Genomic DNA, 23,202 nt, shown 5'->3' with positions numbered 1-23,202 from the left:
CCATGATGAATCTTAGCGAGTACCAGCGCTCGAACTCCCGTCTTGCCGATTTTCTGCCCTGGGCGGCGCTCGTCGACGAGGGGGTAGTCCTGAACAAGGACGGCTCGTTTCAGCGTACGGCGAGGTTTCGGGGGCCTGATCTCGAGAGCGCCGTGCCGGCAGAACTTGTCGCGGTTGCCGGCCGGTTGAACAATGCGCTGCGCCGTCTCGGATCTGGCTGGGCGGTGTTCGTGGAGGCGCAGCGTCATGCCGCCGGTGTCTATCCTCCGAACACCTTTCCTGATGTGGCTTCCGCCCTGGTCGACGCCGAGCGAAAGGCCCAGTTCGAAGAGGAGGGGGCTCACTACGAGTCGACTTACTATTTGACCTTCCTCTATCTACCGCCGGCCGAGAGCGCGGCGGTTGCAGAGCGGCTGCTCTATGAGAGTAGTCATCGGACGGCTGGTGCAGATTCGCGGGAAGTGCTGAGCGGCTTTCTGGATCGCACCAATCGCGTCCTCCAACTCGTCGAAGGGTTCATGCCGGAATGCGGGTGGCTCGACGACGAAGCCACCCTGACTTATCTGCATTCCACCATCTCGACCAAACGGCATCGGGTCCGAGTGCCCGAGATTCCGATGTATCTTGATGCCTTGCTCGCTGACCAGCCGCTGACAGGCGGTCTCGAGCCGATGCTGGGGCAGGCCCACGTCCGTGTTCTAACTGTGGTGGGATTTCCAACTGCGACGACGCCGGGCATCCTCGATGATCTCAACCGGTTGGCCTTCCCGTATCGCTGGTCGACACGAGCCATCATGCTCGACAAGGCCGATGCGGCAAAACTTCTCACGAAAATCCGGCGTCAGTGGTTTGCCAAGCGCAAATCGATAGCGGCGATCCTCAAAGAGGTGATGACCAACGAAGCGTCGGCTCTTCTCGACACTGACGCGAACAATAAAGCGATCGACGCCGATGCAGCTCTCCAGGAGTTGGGCTCAGATCAAATCGGAGAAGCCTTCGTCACCGCAACCGTCACCGTCTGGGATAACAGTCCGCGCGCAGCCGACGAAAAGCTGCGACTGGTCGAAAAGGTGATCCAGGGGCGCGACTTCACCTGCATGATCGAGACGGTCAATGCGGTCGAGGCCTGGCTCGGCAGTCTTCCCGGACATGTCTATGCCAACGTCCGCCAGCCCCCAATTTCGACCCTTAACTTGGCTCATATGATCCCTCTATCGGCCGTATGGGCCGGGGAGGTGAGGGACCATCACTTCAAGGCGCCACCTCTGTTCTTTGGCAAGACGGAAGGATCGACGCCGTTCCGGTTCTCCCTGCATGTCGGCGATGTCGGTCACACTCTTATTATAGGGCCGACCGGCGCCGGCAAGTCCGTGCTCCTGGCGCTGATGGCCTTGCAGTTCCGCCGCTACCCCGAGGCACAGATCTTTGCCTTCGACTTTGGCGCCTCGATCCGGGCCGCGGCTATCGCAATGGGCGGAGACTGGCATGACCTGGGCGGCGCTGTCGCCGGAGAATCCTCCGACTTTGTTGCGTTGCAGCCGCTGGCAAAAATCGACGAAGTCACCGATCGCGGCTGGGCGGCCGAATGGATTGCCTCGATTCTATCGCGCGAGCGGGTCGAGGTCACGCCTGAGATCAGAGAGCACATATGGTCTGCGCTCACCTCCCTGGCCTCCGCGCCCGCCGGCGAGCGCACCCTTACAGGGCTAGTGGTCCTTCTTCAGTCCAATATGGTGAAGCGGGCGCTGCAGCCCTATTGTCTGGGCGGTCCATATGATCGCCTGCTCGATGCGGAAAGCGAGCACCTCGGCGACTCCTCCGTCCAGGTTTTCGAGACCGATGGGCTGATCGGAACCGCGGCCGCCTCTGCCGTCCTTTCCTATCTCTTTCATCGGATTGAGGACCGCTTTGACGGCCGACCGACCCTTCTCATCATCGATGAGGGCTGGCTCGCGCTCGATGATGCCCACTTTGCCGGGCAACTCCGGGAGTGGCTGAAGACGCTTCGCAAGAAGAACGCCTCCGTCGTGTTTGCGACCCAGTCGCTTGCCGACATCGATGGCTCGCCCATTGCGCCGGCCATTATCGAAAGCTGTCCGACCCGAATCCTTTTGCCTAACGACCGCGCCATCGAGCCACAGATCACGGCAATTTACCGGCGGTTTGGGCTCAATGATCGGCAGATCGAGATTCTCGCTCGCGCAACACCGAAGCGGGACTACTACTGCCAGTCCCGTCGGGGCAATCGCCTGTTCGAGCTAGGCCTAGGTGAGGTCGCACTTGCGTTCACGGCCAGTTCCTCGAAGGCCGACCAGGCCCTGATTGACCGCGTACTGGCCGAGCACGGCCGGGAGAATTTTGTGACGGGTTGGCTCAGAGCCCGTGAACTCGGCTGGGCCTGCGACCTGCTTCCGCAACTTGCAAAGGCGGGGAACCTCGGATGAGACGTCTAACTCAGCTCATAGCTGCGGGCCTAATTGCTGCTGTCATTATCCAAGTGCCACGAGAGGCCACGGCACAGTGGATCGTGTTCGATCCCAATAACTACGCACAAAACGTGCTGACTGCAGCCCGCGAATTGCAGCAGATCAATAATCAGATCACATCATTGCAAAACCAGTCGCTGATGCTGATCAATCAGGCAAAAAACCTGGCCAGCCTGCCGTATTCCTCATTGCAGCAGCTCGAGCAGTCGATCCAGCGTACCCGGCAATTGCTCGGCCAGGCGCAACGGATCGCTTATGATGTCGGGCAGATCGATCGCGCCTTCTCATCGACCTACGCACCGGCTTCTGCCAGCCAGTCGGGCCAGGCGCTGATCGCGAATGCGCAAACACGTTGGCAGAACGCTGTTGCCGGCTTGCAGGACGCCATGCGCGTGCAGGCGACAGTGATCGGCAATCTCGATGCCAACCGCACCCAGATGTCAGCTCTCGTAAGTGCAAGCCAAGGCGCCACCGGTGCGCTGCAGGCAAGTCAAGCCGGCAATCAACTGCTCGCGCTTCAAAACCAGCAGCTTGTGGACCTCACGGCGGCAATTGCCGCACAGGGGCGTGCTCAGACTTTGGAGCAGGCGGAGCGTGCGGCCGCCCAAGACCAGAGCAGGGAGCAACTTAGGCGTTTCCTGAGCCAGGGACAGGGCTACCAATCCACAACAGTGCAGATGTTCCACTAATGTTGAAGAATAAATTCGAACGGCTTCCAATGGTATTGGCGGTGACGCTTGCTGTCCTGGTTGTTGTGGCTTGCGCGATCCGGCTCCGCGGCGATCAAGATCAGGCTCTGTCCGAAGCATCGATCGCGCAAGGGTCTTCTGAGGCGACCGCCTCAAAGCTCGAGCAATGCCGGACGGTCAAATACGAGCAGAAAGATGCTCTGCTCGCATGCCGAAAGTTCTGGGACGACAAGCGCCGTGAGTTCTTCGGCTTTGGCCGCGGATCCTCAGGCGATCGCATTAGCGGAACTAATCCAGACGCAACGTCGCCTCTGCACGGCAAGGATGAGAGCCGTCTGCCGTCCGGCTATCCCTCCATTCCCAACAATGACGAGTGACTGATGGGCGGCACCGGTGTCATCGACCAATTCCTGGAGACCTTCACCCGGTACATCGACTCCGGATTCGGGCTGGTCGGGGGTGAAGTCGGATATGTCGCGACTACGCTCGCAGCAATCGAGATCACGCTCGCCGGGCTGTTCTGGTCCTGGGGTGCTGACGAGGAGATCATCGCCCGGCTCGTGAGAAAAACGTTGTTTGTCGGTGTGTTCGCATACCTCATCGGCAATTGGAATAGCTTGGCCCGGATCGTGTTCGAGAGCTTCGCCGGTCTTGGATTGAAAGCGTCGGGAAGCGGCCTTTCGTCGGCGGACTTTTTCAGGCCGGGAAAGATCGCTCAGGTTGGTCTTGATGCCGGACGGCCGATCCTTGAATCGATCTCGGGCCTGATGGGCTATGTCAGCTTCTTCGAAAACTTCGTTCAGATCACCGTCCTGCTATTCGCTTGGCTCGTGGTGCTGCTCGCCTTCTTCATCCTGGCGATCCAACTGTTCGTCACGCTGATCGAGTTCAAGCTGACGACGCTTGCCGGCTTTGTGCTGATCCCATTCGGGCTGTTTGGTAAGACGGCCTTTGCCGCCGAGCGGGTGCTCGGCAACGTCATCTCTTCCGGAGTCAAGGTCCTGGTGCTCGCAGTCATTGTCGGCATCGGATCGACCCTGTTTGCACAATTCACCGCCGGTTTCGGAGGCAACCAGCCAACCGTCGAGGACGCGATGGCGCTGGTCCTCGCAGCATTGTCGCTGCTGGGCCTCGGGATCTTCGGCCCCGGCATTGCCAACGGCATCGTTTCCGGCGGACCGCAGCTTGGTGCTGGAGCAGCGGTGGGTACCGGTCTTGCGGCGGGAGGATTGGTTGCCGCTGGAGCCGGTGTTGCTGCAGGTGGAGTTGGACTGGCCAGCGGTGCAATCGGAACTACGGCAAGAGGCGCGACGGCAATCGCGAACGGAACCTCTAGCGCATTTCGGGCGGGAGGTCTGGCCGGAGTTGCGGAAGCAGGCGCCTCTGCCGCGGCAAGTCCTTTGCGTTTCCTCGCTGCTCGTCTTGGCGGGGGCGCCGCGGCTCGTGATGTGAATACGTCAGACGCTTCAGCCGTGACATCTCAGGAGGTGCCTGCCTGGGCGCGCCGCGCAAAGCGCGCACAAGCGATTCACCAGGGCGCGACAGCCGCGACAAATGCGGTTCGTGCCGGCGACCACGGAGGCGGTGGCGCATCGGTCGATCTTAGGGAGCAAGAATAACGATGCCGGTGAAGGCGTCTTTCATCCTTTCCGGGCCGGCGACACTCAAGGCGCGCATTTAGTTTCAGGGAGATCACTGCATGTTTAAACGATCGGGCGTTCACTATGGCCGCACGCCCGCGCCGGTCACGCCCTATCAGAGGGCCGCCCAGGTCTGGGACAATCGTATCGGTTCGGCGCGCGTGCAAGCCAGGAATTGGCGCTTGATGGCGTTTGGATGTCTGTTCTTGTGCGCGGGATTTGCGGGTGCCCTCGTTTGGCAATCGGCGCAGGGAACGGTTACGCCGTGGGTTGTCGAAGTTGATCAACTGGGCGAGGCAAGGACCATCGCTCCGGCAAATGCCGCTTACCAGGCGAGCGATCCGCAGATCGCCTTCCATCTCGCGCGCTTTATCGAGCATGTACGCAGCCTTCCGCTGGACGCCATCGTGCTGCGGCAGAATTGGCTGCGTGCGTATGACTTCACCACAGACCGTGGCGCTGGCGCGCTGAATGACTATGCCCGCAACAACGATCCCTTCGCCAAGGTCGGTAAAACTCAAGTCGCCGTCGAAGTCTCGAGTGTCATTCGGGCCTCAATGGACAGCTTTCGCTTAACCTGGACCGAGCGGCATTACGAGAACGGACAGTTGGCCGCCACTGAGCGCTGGAGCGCGATCCTCACAATCGTCGTTGAAGCGCCTCGCGATATCGAGCGGCTGCGTAACAATCCGCTCGGCGTTTACGTCAACGCGATAAATTGGTCGAAGGAGTTCGGATCGTGATGCCTCAAATTCTCGTGCCGAGCCTCCAGACATTCTGTCGACAAAGCGCAGTGTCCGCACTCCTGGTGAGTATATGCTTGCTTGGTGGCTGCACGACATTCAAGCCGCCGCAGATCAGCTATGATGACGAGATCCCACCGCCTCCCGATCTGCCGGCATCGGCCGATGACCGCCCAAAGCCGCTTCACGTGCCACCCCCCTGGACGGCGGCGCGCGGTGGTAAAAAGGCCGAAGCCAAGGAACCTGTCGAGCGGATCGAGACTGCCAATGATGCTGCGCGGGTCGAACCTCGCAAGGGCGGGTATTTCAATGCGGTGCAGGTTTTTCCTTATAGCCCAGGCGCGCTTTACCAGATCTATGCAGCGCCGGGACAGATCACCGACATTGCGCTCGAGCCGGGTGAGCAACTGATCGGCTCGGGACCCGTGGCCGCGGGCGACACCGTGCGCTGGGTGGTGGGTGACACCGAAAGTGGCGGCGGCGATACACGCCGCGTCCATATCATGGTCAAGCCAACGCGCGCCGCGATTACGACCAATCTCGTCGTCAACACCGACCGACGCACCTATCTGATCGAGCTCCGCTCCCGAGAAAAGCCCTACATGCCTTCGGTTGCCTGGTTCTATCCCAAACCTCGAACCGCTCCTGGTCAAACGGTGCCTGCCACGCCGTACATTCCGGATCCGGCCGAGCGCCGCTATCGTTATAGAATTGGCGGAGACAGCCCGCCCTGGCGCCCGGTCAACGCCTATGACGACGGACGTAAGGTCTACATAGAATTCTCCGCAGGGATCACCCAGGGCGAGATGCCACCGTTGTTCGTCATCGGCCCAGACGGCAAGAGTGAGATCGTCAACTACCGTGTCCACGGCAATGTCCTCATCGTGGATCGGCTGTTTGCGGCAGCCGAATTGCGGCTGGGCGGCGAAGGCCAGCTGAAAGTCCGTATCGCAAGAAGCGACGGGAGGCTGCTATGAGCGATACTGGAGTTTCCGGTCGTGAGCCGGCGAAAGCGGATGCACGAGAGGGCATTGCCCAATCCTTGCGGCTGCGATCTGAACGGCCGCGCGTAACGCGCCTCTCCCGCAAGGCTCTCCTTGTTGGCACCGCTTTGGCCCTGGCGGCTATCTCCGGTGCGGCCTTTTGGGCTCTGCAGAGACCTGAAAAGCGCAACCCGACCTCTGAGGAGCTCTATTCGACCGACCACCACAACATGGCCGACGAACTTTCGACCCTGCCGAAGGATTATACCGGAATCCCCCGTGACGTGCCGCAGCTCGGACCACCATTGCCCGGCGATCTGGGACGGCCGATCCTCGCAGCCCAAGCCCAGACGCAATCCGGCTCGCTCGCAGCCGATGCTGAACGGCAGCGCGTCAATCAGGAAACTGAGGCGGCGCGTACCAGCAAGGTGTTCGCCACGACTAACGTCCGCCAATTGGCGGCAACGACACCAGCCAGTGAGACGTCCAGCAACCCAACGACGTCTTCGGATGAAGCGTTTGCGCAGAATGGGCAGGATCGCAAACTTGCGTTCGTCAACGGTGCCGTAGACCGCCGAATGACAAGCCCCGATCGTCTCTTGAAGCCAGTATCTCCTTTCGTGGTTCAGGCCAGCACGGTCATTCCGGCTGCTCTCATTACCGGGATTCGGTCTGATCTGCCCGGCCAGATCACGGCACAGGTGACCGAAAACGTCTTCGATACTCCAACCGGTCGGGCGCGGTTGATCCCGCAGGGCGCACGACTCATCGGAATCTACGACAGCCAGGTCGCGTTCGGGCAGTCGCGCGTGCTTCTCGTCTGGACACGCCTGATCATGCCCAATGGGCGCTCGATCGTGCTTGAACGACAGCCAGGAGCGGACGCAGCCGGTTACGCCGGCCTCGAGGATGAGGTCGACAACCATTGGAAGGAGTTGCTGGGAGCTGCGGCGCTATCGACATTGCTCGCCGTTGGAACAGAGGTGAACTCTGGGGCGGACGCCAATAGCTCCAACAGTGACATCATTGCGGCGCTGCGCCGTGGCGCAGGAGATTCCCTCAACCAGGCCGGACAGCAGGTGGTTCGGCGCAATCTCAACATTCAACCGACATTGACCATCCGTCCGGGATTTCCGGTGAGGGTCATCGTCAACCGCGATCTTGTGCTCGAACCGTATAGAGGATGAAGTGATGAGACTGAAGATTGGAGCGCTTCCGGATGACAAGCCTGTTCGGATCGCTATCGATCTGACTGCTGCTGTGCATCGCGATTTGATTTCGTACGCGGAAATCCTCTCCCATGAAACTGGCCAGAAAATTAGCGACCCGAATAAACTTATAGCGCCAATGGTAGCGCGCTTCATGGCGACAGACCGGGCCTTTGCCAAAGCGCGAAAGCGGCTTCACGCCAAAGATGGTGAAGGGTAGCGTTCGGCCAGCAATTTGAGGAAATTGGCCAGAGCTGGATTTTCGTTGTCTTCGCGCCACACCGCAGAAAAGCCAATGCGGCTTGGTCCCATGCTGTCGCGCAATTCCCGATAGACCACCCCAGAAACGTTGGCGCCTACGTCGGATTCCAGCACGAGGGTAATGCCGAGCCCCATGCTAACGAGATTCTGGATTTCTGCGCGGCTGACGTCCCGATGCTCGATTCTTGGAGGCTCCGTCGAGGTGATGAGCCTTGCATTTAGCAACGCTTCGAGGTCGCGCCCCGAATCGGATTGGCTCACCAAGATGATTTGGTTGCTCAAATCGGACCATGAGATACCATCCTGCAGAGCTAGGGGATGATCGTGAGGAAGAACAGCAAAGGCCTGCTCGCTCCACAGGGAGCTGCTTCGGTTGCTGATGTCGATTGAATCTCCTGCTGCAACATAGAGGTCAATCATGCCATTGCGGAGCGCGCTTGCTAAGCGTGTTCTAGATTTTTCGACGATTCCAAGCTTTACTTGCGGAAATTGCGAACAGTACTCGAGCAGCGTCGCACGTAGATGACCAGCGGTAAGAGACGTGGCGAATCCGATAACAAAGCGGCCGCATTCCCCGCGGGTTTTAGCCTCCGCCCTCGCGACGAGCGTATCCATCTGTTTAAGAAGTGATCGCGCCGTTCGAAGAAAATCAAGTCCAGCTGGTGTGGCTTTTACGCCGACGGTCGATCGCTCGAAAATGGTTATACCGAGTGAATGTTCCAGTAGCCGGATGGAACGACTGAGCGTTGATTGTGTGATGGAAAGACGATCGGCAGCTTGGCGAAAGCTCCCATATTCCGATGCGGCAATTGCTAGCTGAAGTTGACCTAGGTCCAAATTGAGGCGTCGAAGTCCCACTGTTAGATCAGCAAAGCTAGTGTGTCGCACCATTGCAGCACCGTCGGAATCTGAAATCGAGTAAACTGGGTTGCGCAGAACATGAGGAATCGCCAACCGGTGAGATGCGGCTAGGAAGACGAAAGGGCTTTTCTTGCACGTCTATTTGTTCGTGTTTCTTGGTGCGCGTGGGCGACAGGTGGTTGAATATCGTCGTGTCTCTGTTTGCGATTGTGGCTTGCCGCCGATCATATGGACCCGTACTGCTCGCTTTTCCCGGAATGCCCATGCGTGGTTCACGATTTTTGGGAGCGCAAATTTGACGCGCGCGAGCCGCGATGAATCCGCTCTCGACTAAGTTGGAGTTGAGAGATGCGAATATGACTCGGCTAGTTCAATCGGTCCGGGGAGGATCAGGCAGCGTCCAGCAGGACTGGCGTCCAGAGAACCAGTCCGTCGAGACGGCCAGCAGCACGTACCTTCTGAAGAGCTCCCGCCGAAATTTCCAAGTGTCCTGCCACAGCGAGGGTATTTCCGATATCGCAGGGCGCGGCGATACGGCAGAGTGGCCAGCCTGCGCGTTTCAGTATTCTCTCCATTCGAACGTCGGTAACCGTGACGATGTTGTTAAGTCGTCTGGACAGTCCGAATTCGATCATCCCTGCGAAAAGCTCGTAAGTCGACTTGGCGAGCCCGTGTTCGCCCTTCGGAGCGTGGGGAGGAGCATCAACTGCGAACCGGCTGCTCTCCCAGACCAACGGGTCCGCCGGAGCAGGGAGTCCTCCCAGAACCATCGGAAACGTGTCGCGCACCATCGTCGGTCCCATGGTCGGCAAGAGACGAACCGAACCTTCGACATGGCCCTCAAAAGACGTTTGGACCAGGTAGGCTGGATGCAGCGCATCGAAGTCGTCCATTTCCATGTCGCCGCAAGTCTGAATGCTCCACTCCAGCCGCTGCTTAAAAACGCGATAGCGCAACTTATACATGGATGCTAAGGTGCAGGAAAACGCGTTGTACGATGACTCCGTGATTAGCTGAATCATGGCCCCCTCCCAAAGAAGACCTTCCTCTGGAGGAGTTGCCCGCCAACATCATCCCGCATAACTATGCGGGATCAGAGTCTTAATCTTGCCTATCTCGTTTGGCAGCGGCTAATCGCATGACAGCCTGAACGATGGTGCGAACTCCCAGCTTGTCTCTCGCGCTCCTTAAGTAATAAGCCACGGTATTGTGAGATATGCCGAGGATCCGTCCAATTTCCCAAGCGGTTTTGCCCTTGGCGGCCCAATCCAAGCATTCGACTTCGCGAGGAGACAGTACGATTCCGTCGATCGTCAGTTGATGCAAGAGCTTGCGGCGCACCTGCGAATGGAAGCATCTCGCCATCAACTGAAGGGCGGGACCATTCAGATCGATGCACTTCTCGAACTGCGGACGTCTTTGGTCAGCGGCAAAGGTCAGAGCAGCAACCGCGCCGTCTTCATCGTGAATAGGGACGGTGAAACCTAGCCGAATTCCGAACTCGCTAGCTTCATCGAAAAATCTTCGTTGCGCCGGAGAGAGTGGCCTCGAAGCTACATCTAAACCCCATTGAAATGGTTCAGTGCTCTCCAACGAGCGCGTAATAATCGGATCCAGACGCTCGTAATGACTGCGCACGTAATGCGCGACCCAGTTATTCGGATACGTTGATATCACCAATGGCTTTTTGCCAGCTCGCCGCGGCATCGCAAGATATGCAAAGCAAGACAGATCAAAATCGCTTGCTGTACTCGCCATCGCCTCTGCAAAGGCATCCAAATATTCAGCGCGCGAGAGAAGATCAATGTATGTTCGAAATATGCGATGCAAGGTCATGTGCGACGATAACGGCTTTAAGGGACCAAAGAGTGCTGGACGTTCCTGAACCGATGCGTAGTCGAACGGCCGTCCCGGCGAGCGTGAGCTCATTCGTGTAAAGGTCAAACGCGTCGGGCCTGCTATCGAATCCGCAGAGCTCGTGTGTTGCATCATAGCTGCGAGGTGGAAGTCAGAAAAGGTCGTCCCAATGGATTGCGCAAACTATATGTCATCGATGTTTGGTTGCGCCGGCGCCTGGCTGATCTTCTCGCAGTCGCGGCAGGAGAACTTCTCCCGGACCGTCTCGATCACCTTCCACTGGCGCGGCACCACTTCCAGCGTCCGCGTCACGTCCTCGCCGAGCTTGCGCAGACGGTTGCTGCCACAGCATTCGCAAGCCGTCGGCCCATCGATCACCGCTCGCTCCCGTGGAGGTGCTCCGGGAAGGTCTGACGCTCGGCGCGCTTGCGCGTAAATCCGCGCACCGTCGTCGCCTTGGCCACTGCCCGTTCCGCCGCAAGCTCGTCCTCAGTGGGGCGGCTTCCAGCTCTTCGAACGTCAGCGCCAACTGCTCGATCAGCCGCGCCGAACGCTCCGACCGTTGGGCGTAGATCTGATGTTTCAGCTTGGCGATCTGCAGCTTCTGCTGAGCGATCAGCGCTTCGTCTTCCGACGCTTTCGCGCGGGCGACCGCGAGCTCGGCGGCGATCTCCAAACCCTTGGCGCGCTCGACCGCCAGCGCCTCCTTCAGGGCGGCGACGTCATCCGGAACAGCGTCGCGGTCGGCATCCATGCGAAACAGTGAATCACAGATTGAATGCGTTGGGACTCCCCAAAATGGCAGCAACCTAGTTTCTTCGCTCAGCCTGCACTGGTCGCCAACTCAGTTGCGGATTCCGCCAGTCGATGCCCTCGAGCATATAAGCCATCTGCGCCGGCTGAGATCAATACCGCGCCGGCCGACATCGACGGCCAGATGACATGGTCTTTTCCTGCCCGGGATTTCATCCTGGGCATTGACCGAGCGTGGTGCCCGGCAAGGAAGTCGTCGAGTTCGTCTACGAGGCCAGGTGCTACGACGTTCAGCGTCAACTCTCGGCAATGGGGATGATCTGCAGAGTGTGTGCCCCTTTTCGCTGACGCCACGAAAGCCTGGCGAGCGGATCAAGAATGACCGGCGCGACGCCATCGCTCTGGCTCGTCTGCACCGGGCCGGTGAGCTTACCTATGTCTGGGTACCAGACGCGCTTCATGAAGCACTGCGCGACCGAGCGCGGCACGCAGCCGGTCAAGATGTCCGCCGGGATCGCATCCGTATCCAGGCGTTCATGCTCCGTTGCGACTTGCGCTTCGAAGGCAAGGCCTGGAGTCGCCGACACCGGATGTGGCTCTGCAAAAGAACGTTCACCCATCCAGCGCAACAGATTGCGTTCCAGACCTACCTCAACGCCCTCGAGCATAATGAGGCCCGCAAGGCAGGAATCGAGCAGCAAATCCGAGAAGTGATCACGGGCTCGCCGTGGGCCAAGCAGTGCAGGCTCTGCAAGCATTGAAGAGTGTCGGTCCGATCGTCGCCGCCACTGTGCTCGCTGAGGTCGGAGACTTCTCCCGCTTTGCTCATCCGCGGCAACTCGTTGCCTACTTAAGAGTATCAAGCCGAAGGACGGATCTGCGGACTGCTCCCATCCGGCAACTTCGGCTTGTTCGATGAGTCTACCACTCCAGAAGCGATGCTATGACGCTCGATATTGCACCGAAACGGCGCCGCCCTAGGACGAACGCTGCCGCGTCAATCCGCTTGGTGGAAAAAGTTGCGGCGGCGACGCTCAAGTACGCAACCCCGCCGTTCGTACTTGGGTGGGAGCGCCGGGTGCATTGAATTCTGCAATTCCGTCTAGGTTTTTGCAGTTTTTGACCGTTGGCTAGCGGTTTTTCGGTTCTTCTCAGCCGTAGGCGGCCACTATCATTAAAATCCAGCAGACGTATATCGCCGACCAGGGCTATCGCTGAAGCTGAGAAGCCCGACACGAGGATTAGATCACTGGCATGACAAAATCCGAAATGCAGACCCACTCGGACGCCGAGCTCGACTCGGTTTTCAGCCATATCGAGGCCAACCAGGATAGTTTTATTGCGCGGCTGCTGACTTATCTCAAGCACCCGAGCATCAGCGCGCAGGATATCGGGATTCGCGAGGTTGCTGAGATCCTTGTGAAGATGTTGGCCACGCTCGGGATGGAAGCGCAGGCTGTTTCTACTGCAGGCCACCCGATGGTTATAGGTCGCTGGGAGAAGGCGCCCGGCGCGCCAACTATCTTGTTATACGGTCACTATGACGTGCAGCCGCCTGAGCCCTTAGAAGCGTGGATCAGCCCGCCGTTTGAACCAACGATCCGCGATGGACGCATCTTCGCTCGTGGATCTGGAGATAACAAGGCTCAGCATTTTGCTCAAATCTTGGCCATCGAATCCTACTTGGTTGTGCACGGCAAGCTCCCATGCAACGTTATCATCCTGCTCGAAGGCGAGGAGGAGGTGGGTAGCCCGCACATAGCGGATTTCGCTCAGAAACACCGAGATCTGCTCAAGGCCGATGTGGTCGTCACGGCAGACGGAGCCATGAGTGAATCCGGTCGCCCAGCCCTTTTCCATGGTGTGCGAGGGATCGCCTCCTTCGAACTTCGCATCCGTCACGCCAACACCGACGTCCATTCGGGCGGCTTTGGCGGAGTGGTCCCGAATCCTATCTGGACGTTGGTGCATTTGCTCGGAACGATGAAGAACGCCGCCGGCGAAGTTCTCATTGATGGCTTCTATTCCGAGGTCGCTCCACCTAGCGAGGCCGAACTCGCGGCTGCCCGTGCGTTGCCGTTCAGTGCGGACGACATTAGGAAGACCTACAAGCTCAAATATCTGGACGCGCCTGTCGATCGGCCTGTCGTTGATCGCATCATGTTTTATCCAACGCTCACCATAAATGGCTTTATCGGCGGCTATGGCGGTCCCGGTGCGAAATCGATCGTTCCCAACGAAGCGCTGGTGAAATGCGATATACGCCTAGTCGAGCGGCAGACGCCGGATGAAATCCTAGCAAAAGTCGAAGCTCATGTGAAGAAGCATGCTCCCGATGTCGAGGTCGTGCGTATTGAAGCGATGCTGCCGTCTAAAACACCATTCGATTCACCCTATGCAGAGGTTATTAAACGCGCGATCCGCGCAGGGCAGGGAAAAGAGCCTTTGATCTACCCGCTGATTGGGGGAAGCTTGCCAGAGTATGTATTCACGAAGATTCTTGGCACCCATTCTTTCGTCGTGCCATATGCCAACTCAGATCAAGCCAACCACGCGCCGAACGAAAACATCAAGATTGACTGCTTCTTAAAAGGTATACGAACGGGCGCCGCTCTGCTTGATGAGATGGGTAGATCGCGGAGCATCGCAGATAGTTAAGCTTATGGTTTCTTCCAACAGGTCCATTTAGCGCGCAGCCGCCTCCGCCTAGTAGCTGCGCGGTGTCCGCTCGCCGCGTGCAAGTGGTGGTCCATCGCCGCAGGTGCGGTCGCTCTAATCCAGCCCGAGAGGTGAGTTATGCGCAGAAGATCGGCGCATTGAACCTCCAGATTCACGAAAACCTGATCCTCGTTCGACTAAAGTCTCCGGCGTAGAGCCTCGTTTTCGGCTCGGACTTCACTCCAGGTTGGCGATTTGCAGGAGCGCCGAGGTTGGGAGCGAACTCGGAGCAGTTCAGCGGGTAGAGGCCAAATGGCTGGAGAGCGGCGCATGAGCCGTTTGTCGGGATCAAGGCGGGCGATGTTGGTAGCCGTGGCTGCTTTCGCGGTCACTAATTCTCACGGGGTCTAATGATAGGTATGCATCAGCCACAGAAACAGACGATCGCTACGCGGCATGGAAGTGGGCCGCTGTCAGGATTACGCGTACTCGAGCTTGGTCATTTCATTGCAGCGCCATTTGCCACTCGATTGCTCGCGGACCTCGGTGCGGAAGTCATCAAGATCGAGCCCCCCGGCGGCGATCCCGTGCGGCAATGGGGGCGGCAGATCGAAGGAGTAGGCGCTCCATGGTGGTCGATGCATGGCCGCAACAAGCGCTGCATCACCGTGGACCTAAAGAAGCAAAAGGCTGTCGAGCTTGTCCTGGATCTCGTGAAAACCTGCGATGCGGTTGTTGAGAACTTTCGTCCTGGTCAACTGGCCGCTTTTGGACTGCACCGGGAACGGCTTGAGCAAGCGCGCCCGGGTCTGATTGTCGCTCACATATCCGGCTACGGCCAGACCGGTGTGTACAAAAACAGGGCCGCGTTTGGCCTTATAGGTGAGGCGATAGGAGGCCTGAGGTATCTGTCGAACCATCCGCCGAGCATCACAAAACTACCTCCCGTCCGCGTCGGGGTATCAATAGGCGATTCAATTGCCGGTCTTTACGCGGCATTCGGCGTCATGGCAGCACTCTGGGCGCGTGACCGGAAGGGCGTGTCGGAGCTACGTCCCGGCAGAACGCTCGACATCGCGTTGACGGAGTCCGTCTTGAGTATGATGGATGGGATGCTGCCTGAGTACGGCGCTTTCGGTACAGTTAAGCAACCCGTTGGCTCTCGCATACCGACCGCTGCTCCATCGAACGCTTACCCGACGTCCGATGGAGGCTGGGTGCTGATCGGTGGGAACTCCGAGCCGATTTTCGAGCGGCTCGCAAGGCTCATGGGTCAGCCAGAGCTGGCAACCGATCCGCGTTTCGTCGGAAACCAGTCTCGCGTTGCGAATGTAGAAGAGCTTGATCGGTTGATCAGCGAATGGTCTATGCAGCATACCGCGGCAGAACTAGATCGGATGCTTGCCGGGGCCGACGTGCCTGCCACACTTATTTATACTGCGGCGGAAATCGCCAACGATGTGCAGTTTCTTTCGCGCGGAATGGTGCAGGAGGTGGATGATCCGCAATTTGGCAAGGTTCTCCATGCAGGCGTAGTTCCACATATCCCTGACAACCCGGGCGCAGTAAGATGGCCCGGTCCGTCTATAGGGGCGCATACCGACCAGATACTTCGGGAAGACCTTAAATACGATACAGATCAGATCGCGTTGCTGAGAAAGGAAGGTATCGTATCATGATCCCTCATGAGGTCGAAATCGTCGAAGTCGGCTTGAGGGATGGATTCCAAGGGATAGGTCCGTTTATTCCGACCGAAACAAAGATCCACTTCTTGGCGGAGCTCGCCCAGGCTGGCCTAAGGCGAATTGAGGTTGGGTCATTCGTAAGCCCGAAGGCTCTGCCGCAGATGCAGGACACCGCGGATGTCCTGGGTTCGTGCAATCGCTTCCCGACCGTTCAACCTCAGGTCCTCGTTCCCAACGAGAAATGGGGCAAAGCTGCAGTGCAGGCCGGGGCACGCCGCCTAGTTTTCGTTGTTTCGGTTTCCGAGGCGCACAACCAGAATAATGTCAAGCGGTCTTCGGAAGAGTCGGTCGAGGAGTATAAGCGCCTGCTACTGGCAATTCCCCCAGACATCGATATTCGGCTTGCACTGGCTACTTCATTCGATTGCCCATTCGAGGGGCGCATCCCAATAGAACGTACTCTCCAGTTGATGGAACGCATGATGCGTGTGCGGCTGGATGTTGAGATCTGCCTGAGTGACACGACGGGACGTGCGGATCCGGCTCATGTCGCGGAACTCTTCCTTGCCGCGAAGGAAAGGTTACCTACCGCGACACGATGGGCATTACATGCGCATGACACCTTCGGTGTTGGAACGGCGAACGTACACTCCGCATACAAGGTCGGCGTTCGCAGTTTTGATGCGTCATTTGCGGGCCTCGGCGGGTGCCCATTCGCCCCTGGGGCGACTGGAAATGTGGCCACAGAAGACTTAGTCTGGATGTTCGAGCGCATGGGCGTCTCGAGCGGGATCGACATCGAAAAACTTCTTGACGTGGCAGGGAAGGGTGCGGCTATACCCGGGGGGACAACTGGCGGGCGCATCCGAAAAGCACTGCGAAGATAGCTGCAGAAATTGTAGTGCGGAAGCGGCACTCTGAAAAGACTCAACCGTCCGAGGGCGAATCCGGTCGCAAATTACAAACCGCCGAAGACAAGCGGATTCGCCTCTGCCAGGTCGTCCAGAAACTGACGCGGAAGGCTCGGTTACCTGAAAACAATCACCTTCAGGACCTCCTCAAGATGGCACGGCATTTGCCGAGGGCCAGTGCTACCTCGCTATGCGATAACGGTGTGTTTGTTTCGTCTGGGCAGGGATGCCCAAGCCCGCTAAGAAAGTCCGAGATGTCGCCGGAAATCGTCGCGATCTGGTCATCTTCGCCGAATTCGTGCGGATTTCATTCAGTTTTTGAAGATGTGCGTTGTTGGGATGCCTTAGACTGCTTGAAAGAAAAAAATCTGCATGGGAGCGGCTTGGGTCCGATCTTTAAAATACGTCGATACCCAATACGGCGAAGGGGGAGAAAATGACTATGCAGATCGGAATCGAAGATTCACTGAAAGTCCAAGACGGATCCGGACTTGATTACAGAACGCTAGAACACGTCCCGCGGCGCTACGTCGGTCGATATGTCGCCTCGGTAATCATTCTCGGGCTGGCTGGGTGGATAGTTTGGGCATTTGCCAACGGTCAGATCGCTTGGATGGTGACCGGCCAGTATCTCACTGCCAGCACAATTCTCATCGGTTTGGGAAATACCTTGCTGCTGGCTGTGTCGGCGATGGTGCTTGGTGTGGTGATCGGGATCATGGTCGCAGTGATGCGATTCTCGAATAACCCTGTAATACTTGGTGCCACATACTTTTACGTATGGCTTTTCCGCGGGCTCCCGTCCCTCCTGCAATTATTGCTTTGGTTCAACCTGGCGCTAGTATTTCCAACGATCGGAATACCGGGCTTTGTTGAATGGCGAACCGTAGACGTGGTGACGCCGTTCGTTGCTGCATTATTGGGTCTCGGCATAAATCAAGGTGCATATACCTCGGAAGTCATTCGAGCTGGACTCCTTTCAGTCGACTACGGTCAGTATGAGGCCGCGAGCGCCATTGGAATGCCCCGTCTGCAAGCGCTTCGTCGAATTGTCTTACCTCAATCAATGCGCTTTGTAGTGCCGCCAATAGGAAATGAATTCATTGGAATGGTGAAATGGACTTCACTAGCGAGTATGATTCAGTTTCCAGAAACATTGTATGCCGCGCAGAATATATATTATCTGAATAACGGTGTTATAGAATTGCTGTTCGTTGCGGCATTTTGGTATCTAGTCGTAGTAACAGTTCTGACATTTCTGCAATCTCGGATCGAGACGTACTTCGCACGCGGTGCAGCACGCGCCACTCAGCCGGGAGGGCGCGGCAAATGAACGAGGTTCTGAAGGCGTGCGGCGTTAGCAAGACTTTTGGCAACTTTGAAGCGCTTAAGGGTATCGACCTGATAGTGCATCGGGGTGAAGTTGTGTGCATTATTGGGCCTTCGGGGTCCGGGAAGAGCACATTTCTACGCTGCATCAACCAGCTCGAGACTATCAATAAGGGCGCGCTTTGGGTGCACGGCGAGCTAGTCGGCTACCGACGGGTGGGGAACAAGCTATACGAGTTGTCGGAGCGCCACGTCGCAAGGCAGCGACTGAAAACGGGTATGGTCTTTCAACGATTCAATCTGTTCCCTCACAAGACGGCACTTGAAAACGTGGTCGAGGGGCCGACGCAGGTACTTAAGGTCGATCGTAAACTCGCTGTGTCCGAAGGGCGCCAACTGCTTAAGCGCGTTGGTTTAGAGCACAAATGCGATTCTTATCCAGTGGAACTGTCTGGAGGACAGCAGCAGCGCGTTGCGATAGCGCGTGCTCTTGCCATGAAACCGGAGCTGATGCTGTTTGATGAACCTACGTCGGCGTTAGATCCGGAACTCGTGAGTGAGGTCCTAGCCGTTATGAAAGATCTTGCGCTCTCAGGCACAACGATGATCGTTGTCACACATGAACTCGGTTTCGCTCGTGAGGTCGCTTCTAGAGTTTTGTTTATGGATCATGGCCGAGTCGTTGAAAGCGGCACTCCCAAAGAGATTCTCACGAACCCAGGGCAAGCGCGGACACGAGAATTCATCTCGGCAGTCCTGAGTTGAAAGTACGCGAATCCTCATACCCAACTAAATACGAGAGAGGAATCATGACTTCGCAAGCAAAAGCATTGATCACAGGATTGATCGCTCTAACAATCTGCTGGGCGGGCACAAGCTTTGCCGAGGATTACTCTGGGAGAACGTTGAATGTCGGAACAATAACATATTATCCGCCCTTTGCCTTTAAGGATCCAAAAACAAATGAGCAAAGCGGTTTTGACTACGATTTGTTCAATGCAATGGCCGAGAAACTTGGAGCGAAGGCCAACTGGCTCGATTTCAGTTATGAGCAGCTTCTCAGCTTCGCCCCGCTTAAGACAGGTCGTGTCGATGTTTACGCGTCCGGGATGGGTGATATACCCGAACGTCGAGCGGCTGGAGTTAGTTTTGTAGACAACGTCTACGAGCCCATGTCGCTGTACACGACAAGAGAGAACGCCCCACGTTTTAAAATCCTGAACAAACTCTGCGGCGAGACAGCTGCGGTACAGCGCTCCAACAAGGCTCACGTCGACATCGTAAAAAAGTGGAACGATGAAAACTGTGTGGCAAAGGGAAAGCCGGCAGTGGACATTATCTTTGCCGACAATAGTTCGCAGGTTCAATTGATGATAAAACAGGGCCGTGCGATGTTCGGTGTCTATGGGGCGGGCGCACTGGCCTATATTAACAAATCCCAAGGGGAGACGTTTGCAACATTGGGAGCACCTCTCAAGAAGTATATGTTCGGAATTGTTTTCAAAAATAAGGATCAGGCTCTCGGCAATGCGCTGAAGGATGCGCTTGATCAGTTGATCGCGGATGGAACCTATAACAAGCTTATGGAAAAGTGGGGTTTGCCGGGTGAGGAAAGCACCATCGGCAGGGCGATGATTAACGCAGGCACCTGATTGCCCAGTTAACCTGACACGCATTGATCGGCATGGCAGGTAGGGCAGTCCCTGATTATGCCCCGCCGAGATGTGAGGAATGGTCTCGGCGTGCATCTCCGAGCAGAAATTCTGCATCCATAGTGCGTCACAGCCCAGCGCAATTTCCCGGCAGGACCACGGACACGGTCATGCCGCTTCTGCTCCCTTTGCGCGTGCCGCCAGTTCTATCGCGAACGCACCGGACTGTTGCCTAAAGTTGTCGTCAAGAATTCCTCGCATCCGCAGGGTCGTCTATACATGAAAGTCTCCATGAAGCCGCTCTGCATCGGCTTTTCCAGCGCGATGAAGTGAGCGACGAGGACTGCGTCCTTGCTCCAGGCGAGCATGCTCGCGGTCGAGCGAAGGGATGCTTCATTGAAGTTGGAGACGTGTGATCCAACGGCTTAGGGGTGTGTTTTGATTGCGGAAAGGATTGGCCGCGCCGTTTTTGCCATCAACGGCGTCGTGCAGTTGCAATTCTAGCGTGGATACGCTGAAACGTCAGAACGACGCGGCCAACCGCAGTCGAAGCTGGACAAGGCGCACTCGCATTCAGCGCAATTCTCGCAGGAGTTGAGCTACAACTGCGTCAAGATTAGAGAAAATCGGCTTTGCGAGGCGGGTAGCCTCCGGAAAGCGCAGGCGGCTCGTCGCCGCTGAAAATTACTTGACCAGCCATGGAGGGCAGACAATGACCATCAGCAAAGGACCGCAGGCTTTTCCCAAAGCAGAATATCTGCGTCGGCTGGCTGCAGTAAAGACTGAAATGGGGCGGCGGGACGTTGACACGCTACTCCTGACCAGCACGGCCAACATCAACTATCTTACAGGCAATTCGGCCAGAATATACTCCCCTCACGCACTCGTAATTTCGATTCACGAAGAAGAGCCGACGTTGCTCGTGCGCATGCTCGATGTGTCGGGCACCATCCATACAACGTTTATGAAACCAGCTAATGTGGTCGGCTACTCCGAGGGCCTGGTTACTCAACCTGGTAAGGACGCCTTCGACGCGATGATCGATTTGCTCCAGGAGCGTAGACTTCCCAACCAAGGGTTGGGGCTCGAGATGGGTTTCGTAACTTCAAGCACGTTGCCAACCCAGTACCTGTCAGCCTCGACAATAGAGAAGTTTAGGGCGCGACTTCCGAGCGCGAGGATCGTAGATTGTACCAAACTTGTGGATTGGGTCAGGATCGTTAAGTCCGATCTTGAGATAGCCGTAATGAGAGAAGCAGCCAGCATTGCTGATGCGGCAATGATGCGGGCGGCCGAAGTGATCCGACCTGGTGCGCGCGAGGCCGATGCGGCAGCCGAGATCGTGGCAGCCCAGGTGCGCGGCGCGAAAGGTAAGCAGCCCGCCACGGGAATGCTGCCGCCGTTGATTTGTTCATCACCTCGGACGGGTACAGCCCACATTATGTGGAGTGAGGATGTCTTTCGCGATGGTTCGCAAATCAATATCGAACTCAGTGGCATCCGTCATAATTACGTTGTTGCGCTCATGCGCACCTTCATAATTGGCGCACCCTCCGACCGTCTGCGTCGCGTCCATGAGGCTCAAATGGCCGGAATGGAGGCCGCACTGGACACGGTCCGGCCCGGCCGCGCCTGCTGCGACGTCGCCAATGCCTTTTACCGCACGATTGAAAGAATGGGTGTCAAGAAGGCTTCACGTTGTGGATACTCAATCGGTATCGATTGGGTGGAGAAGACCGCTAGCCTCGCGGCTGACGACATGACAGAACTGAAGCCGAACATGACTTTTCATCTGATGTTAGGCAACTGGATCGACGAGGATTTCGGTTACGTCATCAGCGAGACATTCCGCGTTACCGATACCGGCGTCGAAGTATTGACAGGTGTTCCACGGAAGCTTTTCCAGCTCTAGCGCGAGATTACTGCTCCTTTTCCATAGGCGGCTAGGGCCCGGCGGCCCTGGCCGAACGGGAAGTTCGTTGATGCCGCTCTCAGTGTGGTCGGCGACGATTTTGTCCATGACGTAGTCGCGATAGGCGGGACGGTGTGAGTTTGGTGGTCTTATCGGGAAGGCCATGGCGGCCCAGTTTCTTGGCCGCCATCCTGTTGGCTTGGTGTCCGTCGCGGTATTCGTGGGCACGAAGAGTCTTCAAGGCGACATCGTGGAGGTGGTGCTACGAGACGCCCGACGCGGTCGCGGTCCTGCGATCAGCCTGCCTATGTCCGCTATTTCCTGTGGCTGGACGGGATGCTCTCGGGCGAGCCCGACTGCTCGCTCACCGCGTCGGTGGCGACGGTACCGGAGTTCGTGATCCGTCATGATATTCTGTGGAGCCTATCTCTTTCTCCTCATGCTCGCCGACGTCGCCAGCCCCCGTCCACCCCGATGCGTCGTCATCGATGAACGTGAATCAGGCGATCGAAAGCGTCGACTCCACCGCGGCGCCGCCTCCGCCTACCGCTCGCTGACCTGATCGGCGGTCTCATCGTGCGTTTGGCGGTTGTAGGTTGTCGCGATCATCGGTCCATAATCGCGCCTTATGGCGTCGGCTCGATTGTCGACGACGACCTGTTCGGGCAGATGCGCTGGTTCTTCCGCTCGGCAGCGACACTATCTTGGGCGCGGGTGTTGAGCCGCACCCTAATTGGCGCGCGTCACTCCATCGGCGTCGCAGCGGCGGCGATCTTCCTCGCGATCTTGATGGGCGGCGCACTCGGCTTGCACGCCGCGGTCTCGCGCGGGGCATTCGACACGGCGTTCTGCGGCTCCTTCGACGCGCTTATCTCAATCCCGTGCAAGATGACGGGCCTCGTCATCATCGCTGCGCTCAACTCCTCGAATTCCAGTGCTGATTGGCACAGTCGCCTTGATCTATAGGGCGGTACCTTCTGCATTTGCCGCGCACCCGCCGTCAACGTAAACGTGTTCGACGTCGTTGAGGTTGCCCGCGCCCGCGGGGAAAGGGCTGGGAAGAGCATCGCTCATATCGGATGTGGGACCATCGGCGGCTTTCTCTCTTACAATCTTGCGCAGAGCGGAGCCGGTAGCTGGGCGGACGTAGCACGCTTGTTGACCCCGACAGATTGTCGCCCGCAAATCTTGGCCGCCACCTGCGGGGAATGTCTTTCTCGGTCGCAACAAGGCGGATAGCTGCGCGGAGTTTAACCGTGGACAGCTTTTGCCGCATATCGGTCGAGAGTCGCCCGCTGGATGCTCGTGCGGTTCCTAACTCGTTGTCGGCGGCAGACCTGATCAAAGATGCGACCACATTCGTCGGGAAGTTACGCGGAGGCACTCGCTACCAAGCTGAAGTCGTTGAAGCGTTAGCCAATTCCCGGAGGACCGAATTGACTAAGAACGTACGCCTACGAGGAGGGCCGCCAGATTGACGCGGGCGCGCGGGGGCGGTGAGCTATATGATTGGCGTTGGATGAAGATCAGGCGGCTTGCTGATCGCCGGAGTTGCCGGGTTGGCGCAGAAGCTT

At 57.6% G+C, this 23,202-nt stretch carries 21 protein-coding genes and 1 pseudogene; 17 read left to right on the top strand and 5 right to left on the bottom strand.

The window, feature by feature from the left end:
* Positions 1-2: 2 nt before the first annotated feature.
* The 8 genes from trbE to ACV1FX_RS38845 all read left to right on the top strand — a co-directional run bounded on the left by trbE (position 3) and on the right by ACV1FX_RS38845 (position 7,969).
* A complete protein-coding gene (trbE, locus tag ACV1FX_RS38880; protein WP_473122800.1) occupies positions 3-2,444 on the top strand; it encodes a conjugal transfer protein TrbE in 2,442 nt (813 codons plus the stop codon).
* A complete protein-coding gene (gene trbJ, locus ACV1FX_RS38875; RefSeq protein WP_473122789.1) occupies positions 2,441-3,175 on the top strand; it encodes a P-type conjugative transfer protein TrbJ in 735 nt (244 codons plus the stop codon). The genes trbE and trbJ overlap by 4 nt, the downstream gene beginning before the upstream one ends.
* 29 nt (positions 3,176-3,204) lie before the next feature.
* Positions 3,205-3,552 (top strand): putative entry exclusion protein TrbK-alt, encoded by a 348-nt coding sequence (trbK-alt, locus tag ACV1FX_RS38870; RefSeq protein ID WP_473122799.1) that lies wholly within the window; start codon positions 3,205-3,207, stop codon positions 3,550-3,552.
* Positions 3,553-3,555: 3 nt separating this feature from the next.
* Positions 3,556-4,794, top strand: a complete 1,239-nt coding sequence (gene trbL, locus ACV1FX_RS38865; RefSeq protein ID WP_473122788.1) for a P-type conjugative transfer protein TrbL — start codon at positions 3,556-3,558, stop codon at positions 4,792-4,794.
* 80 nt (positions 4,795-4,874) lie between these two features.
* Positions 4,875-5,558 carry a conjugal transfer protein TrbF gene (gene trbF, locus ACV1FX_RS38860; RefSeq protein WP_473122787.1) on the top strand — a complete coding sequence of 228 codons (684 nt, stop codon included), beginning with the start codon at positions 4,875-4,877 and terminating at the stop codon, positions 5,556-5,558.
* Complete coding sequence (gene trbG, locus ACV1FX_RS38855; RefSeq protein ID WP_473122786.1) at positions 5,558-6,535, top strand: P-type conjugative transfer protein TrbG; 978 nt, start codon at positions 5,558-5,560, stop codon at positions 6,533-6,535. The genes trbF and trbG overlap by 1 nt, the downstream gene beginning before the upstream one ends.
* The gene (locus ACV1FX_RS38850; RefSeq protein WP_473122785.1) at positions 6,532-7,728 is read left to right on the top strand and encodes a TraB/TrbI/VirB10 family type IV secretion system protein; all 1,197 of its coding nucleotides are present in this window, start codon (positions 6,532-6,534) and stop codon (positions 7,726-7,728) included. Before trbG ends, ACV1FX_RS38850 begins: the two co-directional genes overlap by 4 nt.
* Position 7,729: 1 nt before the next feature.
* Positions 7,730-7,969 (top strand): DUF2274 domain-containing protein, encoded by a 240-nt coding sequence (locus ACV1FX_RS38845; protein ID WP_473122784.1) that lies wholly within the window; start codon positions 7,730-7,732, stop codon positions 7,967-7,969.
* Here ACV1FX_RS38845 and ACV1FX_RS38840 read toward each other — a convergent pair.
* The 5 genes and pseudogenes from ACV1FX_RS38840 to ACV1FX_RS38820 form a co-directional block, all read right to left on the bottom strand.
* Positions 7,945-8,964, bottom strand: coding sequence for a LysR family transcriptional regulator (locus ACV1FX_RS38840; RefSeq protein WP_473122783.1), 1,020 nt, complete (start codon positions 8,962-8,964; stop codon positions 7,945-7,947). The two genes, ACV1FX_RS38845 and ACV1FX_RS38840, sit on opposite strands and share 25 nt — an antisense overlap.
* A gap of 296 nt (positions 8,965-9,260) precedes the next feature.
* The gene (locus ACV1FX_RS38835) at positions 9,261-9,893 is read right to left on the bottom strand and encodes an acyl-homoserine-lactone synthase (protein WP_473122782.1); all 633 of its coding nucleotides are present in this window, start codon (positions 9,891-9,893) and stop codon (positions 9,261-9,263) included.
* A gap of 79 nt (positions 9,894-9,972) precedes the next feature.
* Entirely contained in the window at positions 9,973-10,707 is a 735-nt protein-coding gene (locus tag ACV1FX_RS38830) for a LuxR family transcriptional regulator (RefSeq protein WP_473122781.1), read from the bottom strand.
* 228 nt (positions 10,708-10,935) lie between these two features.
* Positions 10,936-11,482, bottom strand: a pseudogene (locus ACV1FX_RS38825) (transposase domain-containing protein); the annotation flags it as partial.
* 295 nt (positions 11,483-11,777) lie between these two features.
* Complete coding sequence (locus tag ACV1FX_RS38820; RefSeq protein ID WP_473122801.1) at positions 11,778-12,239, bottom strand: hypothetical protein; 462 nt, start codon at positions 12,237-12,239, stop codon at positions 11,778-11,780.
* Between ACV1FX_RS38820 and ACV1FX_RS38815 the strand changes: the two genes are divergently transcribed.
* The 9 genes from ACV1FX_RS38815 (at position 12,209) to ACV1FX_RS38775 (ending at position 22,594) form a co-directional block, all read left to right on the top strand.
* A complete protein-coding gene (locus ACV1FX_RS38815) occupies positions 12,209-12,400 on the top strand; it encodes a transposase (protein WP_473122780.1) in 192 nt (63 codons plus the stop codon). The genes ACV1FX_RS38820 and ACV1FX_RS38815 overlap by 31 nt on opposite strands.
* Before the next feature lie 335 nt (positions 12,401-12,735).
* Positions 12,736-14,139, top strand: a complete 1,404-nt coding sequence (locus ACV1FX_RS38810; RefSeq protein ID WP_473122779.1) for a M20/M25/M40 family metallo-hydrolase — start codon at positions 12,736-12,738, stop codon at positions 14,137-14,139.
* A gap of 419 nt (positions 14,140-14,558) precedes the next feature.
* On the top strand, positions 14,559-15,818 hold the full coding sequence (locus ACV1FX_RS38805) for a CaiB/BaiF CoA transferase family protein (RefSeq protein WP_473122778.1): 1,260 nt from the start codon (positions 14,559-14,561) through the stop codon (positions 15,816-15,818).
* Complete coding sequence (locus ACV1FX_RS38800) at positions 15,815-16,711, top strand: hydroxymethylglutaryl-CoA lyase (protein WP_473122777.1); 897 nt, start codon at positions 15,815-15,817, stop codon at positions 16,709-16,711. Before ACV1FX_RS38805 ends, ACV1FX_RS38800 begins: the two co-directional genes overlap by 4 nt.
* A 460-nt stretch (positions 16,712-17,171) precedes the next feature.
* Positions 17,172-18,068 carry an amino acid ABC transporter permease gene (locus ACV1FX_RS38795; RefSeq protein ID WP_473122776.1) on the top strand — a complete coding sequence of 299 codons (897 nt, stop codon included), beginning with the start codon at positions 17,172-17,174 and terminating at the stop codon, positions 18,066-18,068.
* Positions 18,065-18,829, top strand: a complete 765-nt coding sequence (locus tag ACV1FX_RS38790; protein WP_473122775.1) for an amino acid ABC transporter ATP-binding protein — start codon at positions 18,065-18,067, stop codon at positions 18,827-18,829. The genes ACV1FX_RS38795 and ACV1FX_RS38790 overlap by 4 nt, the downstream gene beginning before the upstream one ends.
* A 44-nt stretch (positions 18,830-18,873) precedes the next feature.
* Positions 18,874-19,716 (top strand): transporter substrate-binding domain-containing protein, encoded by an 843-nt coding sequence (locus tag ACV1FX_RS38785; RefSeq protein ID WP_473122774.1) that lies wholly within the window; start codon positions 18,874-18,876, stop codon positions 19,714-19,716.
* Positions 19,717-20,428: 712 nt separating this feature from the next.
* Positions 20,429-21,628, top strand: a complete 1,200-nt coding sequence (locus ACV1FX_RS38780; RefSeq protein WP_473122773.1) for a M24 family metallopeptidase — start codon at positions 20,429-20,431, stop codon at positions 21,626-21,628.
* 717 nt (positions 21,629-22,345) lie between these two features.
* Complete coding sequence (locus ACV1FX_RS38775) at positions 22,346-22,594, top strand: hypothetical protein (RefSeq protein ID WP_473122772.1); 249 nt, start codon at positions 22,346-22,348, stop codon at positions 22,592-22,594.
* The last annotated feature ends 608 nt before the right edge of the window (positions 22,595-23,202 follow it).

This window comes from Bradyrhizobium ingae, assembly GCF_055791185.1.
The sequence above is the reverse complement of the archived record's forward strand: the minus strand, read 5'-3'. Positions and strand labels throughout refer to the sequence as shown.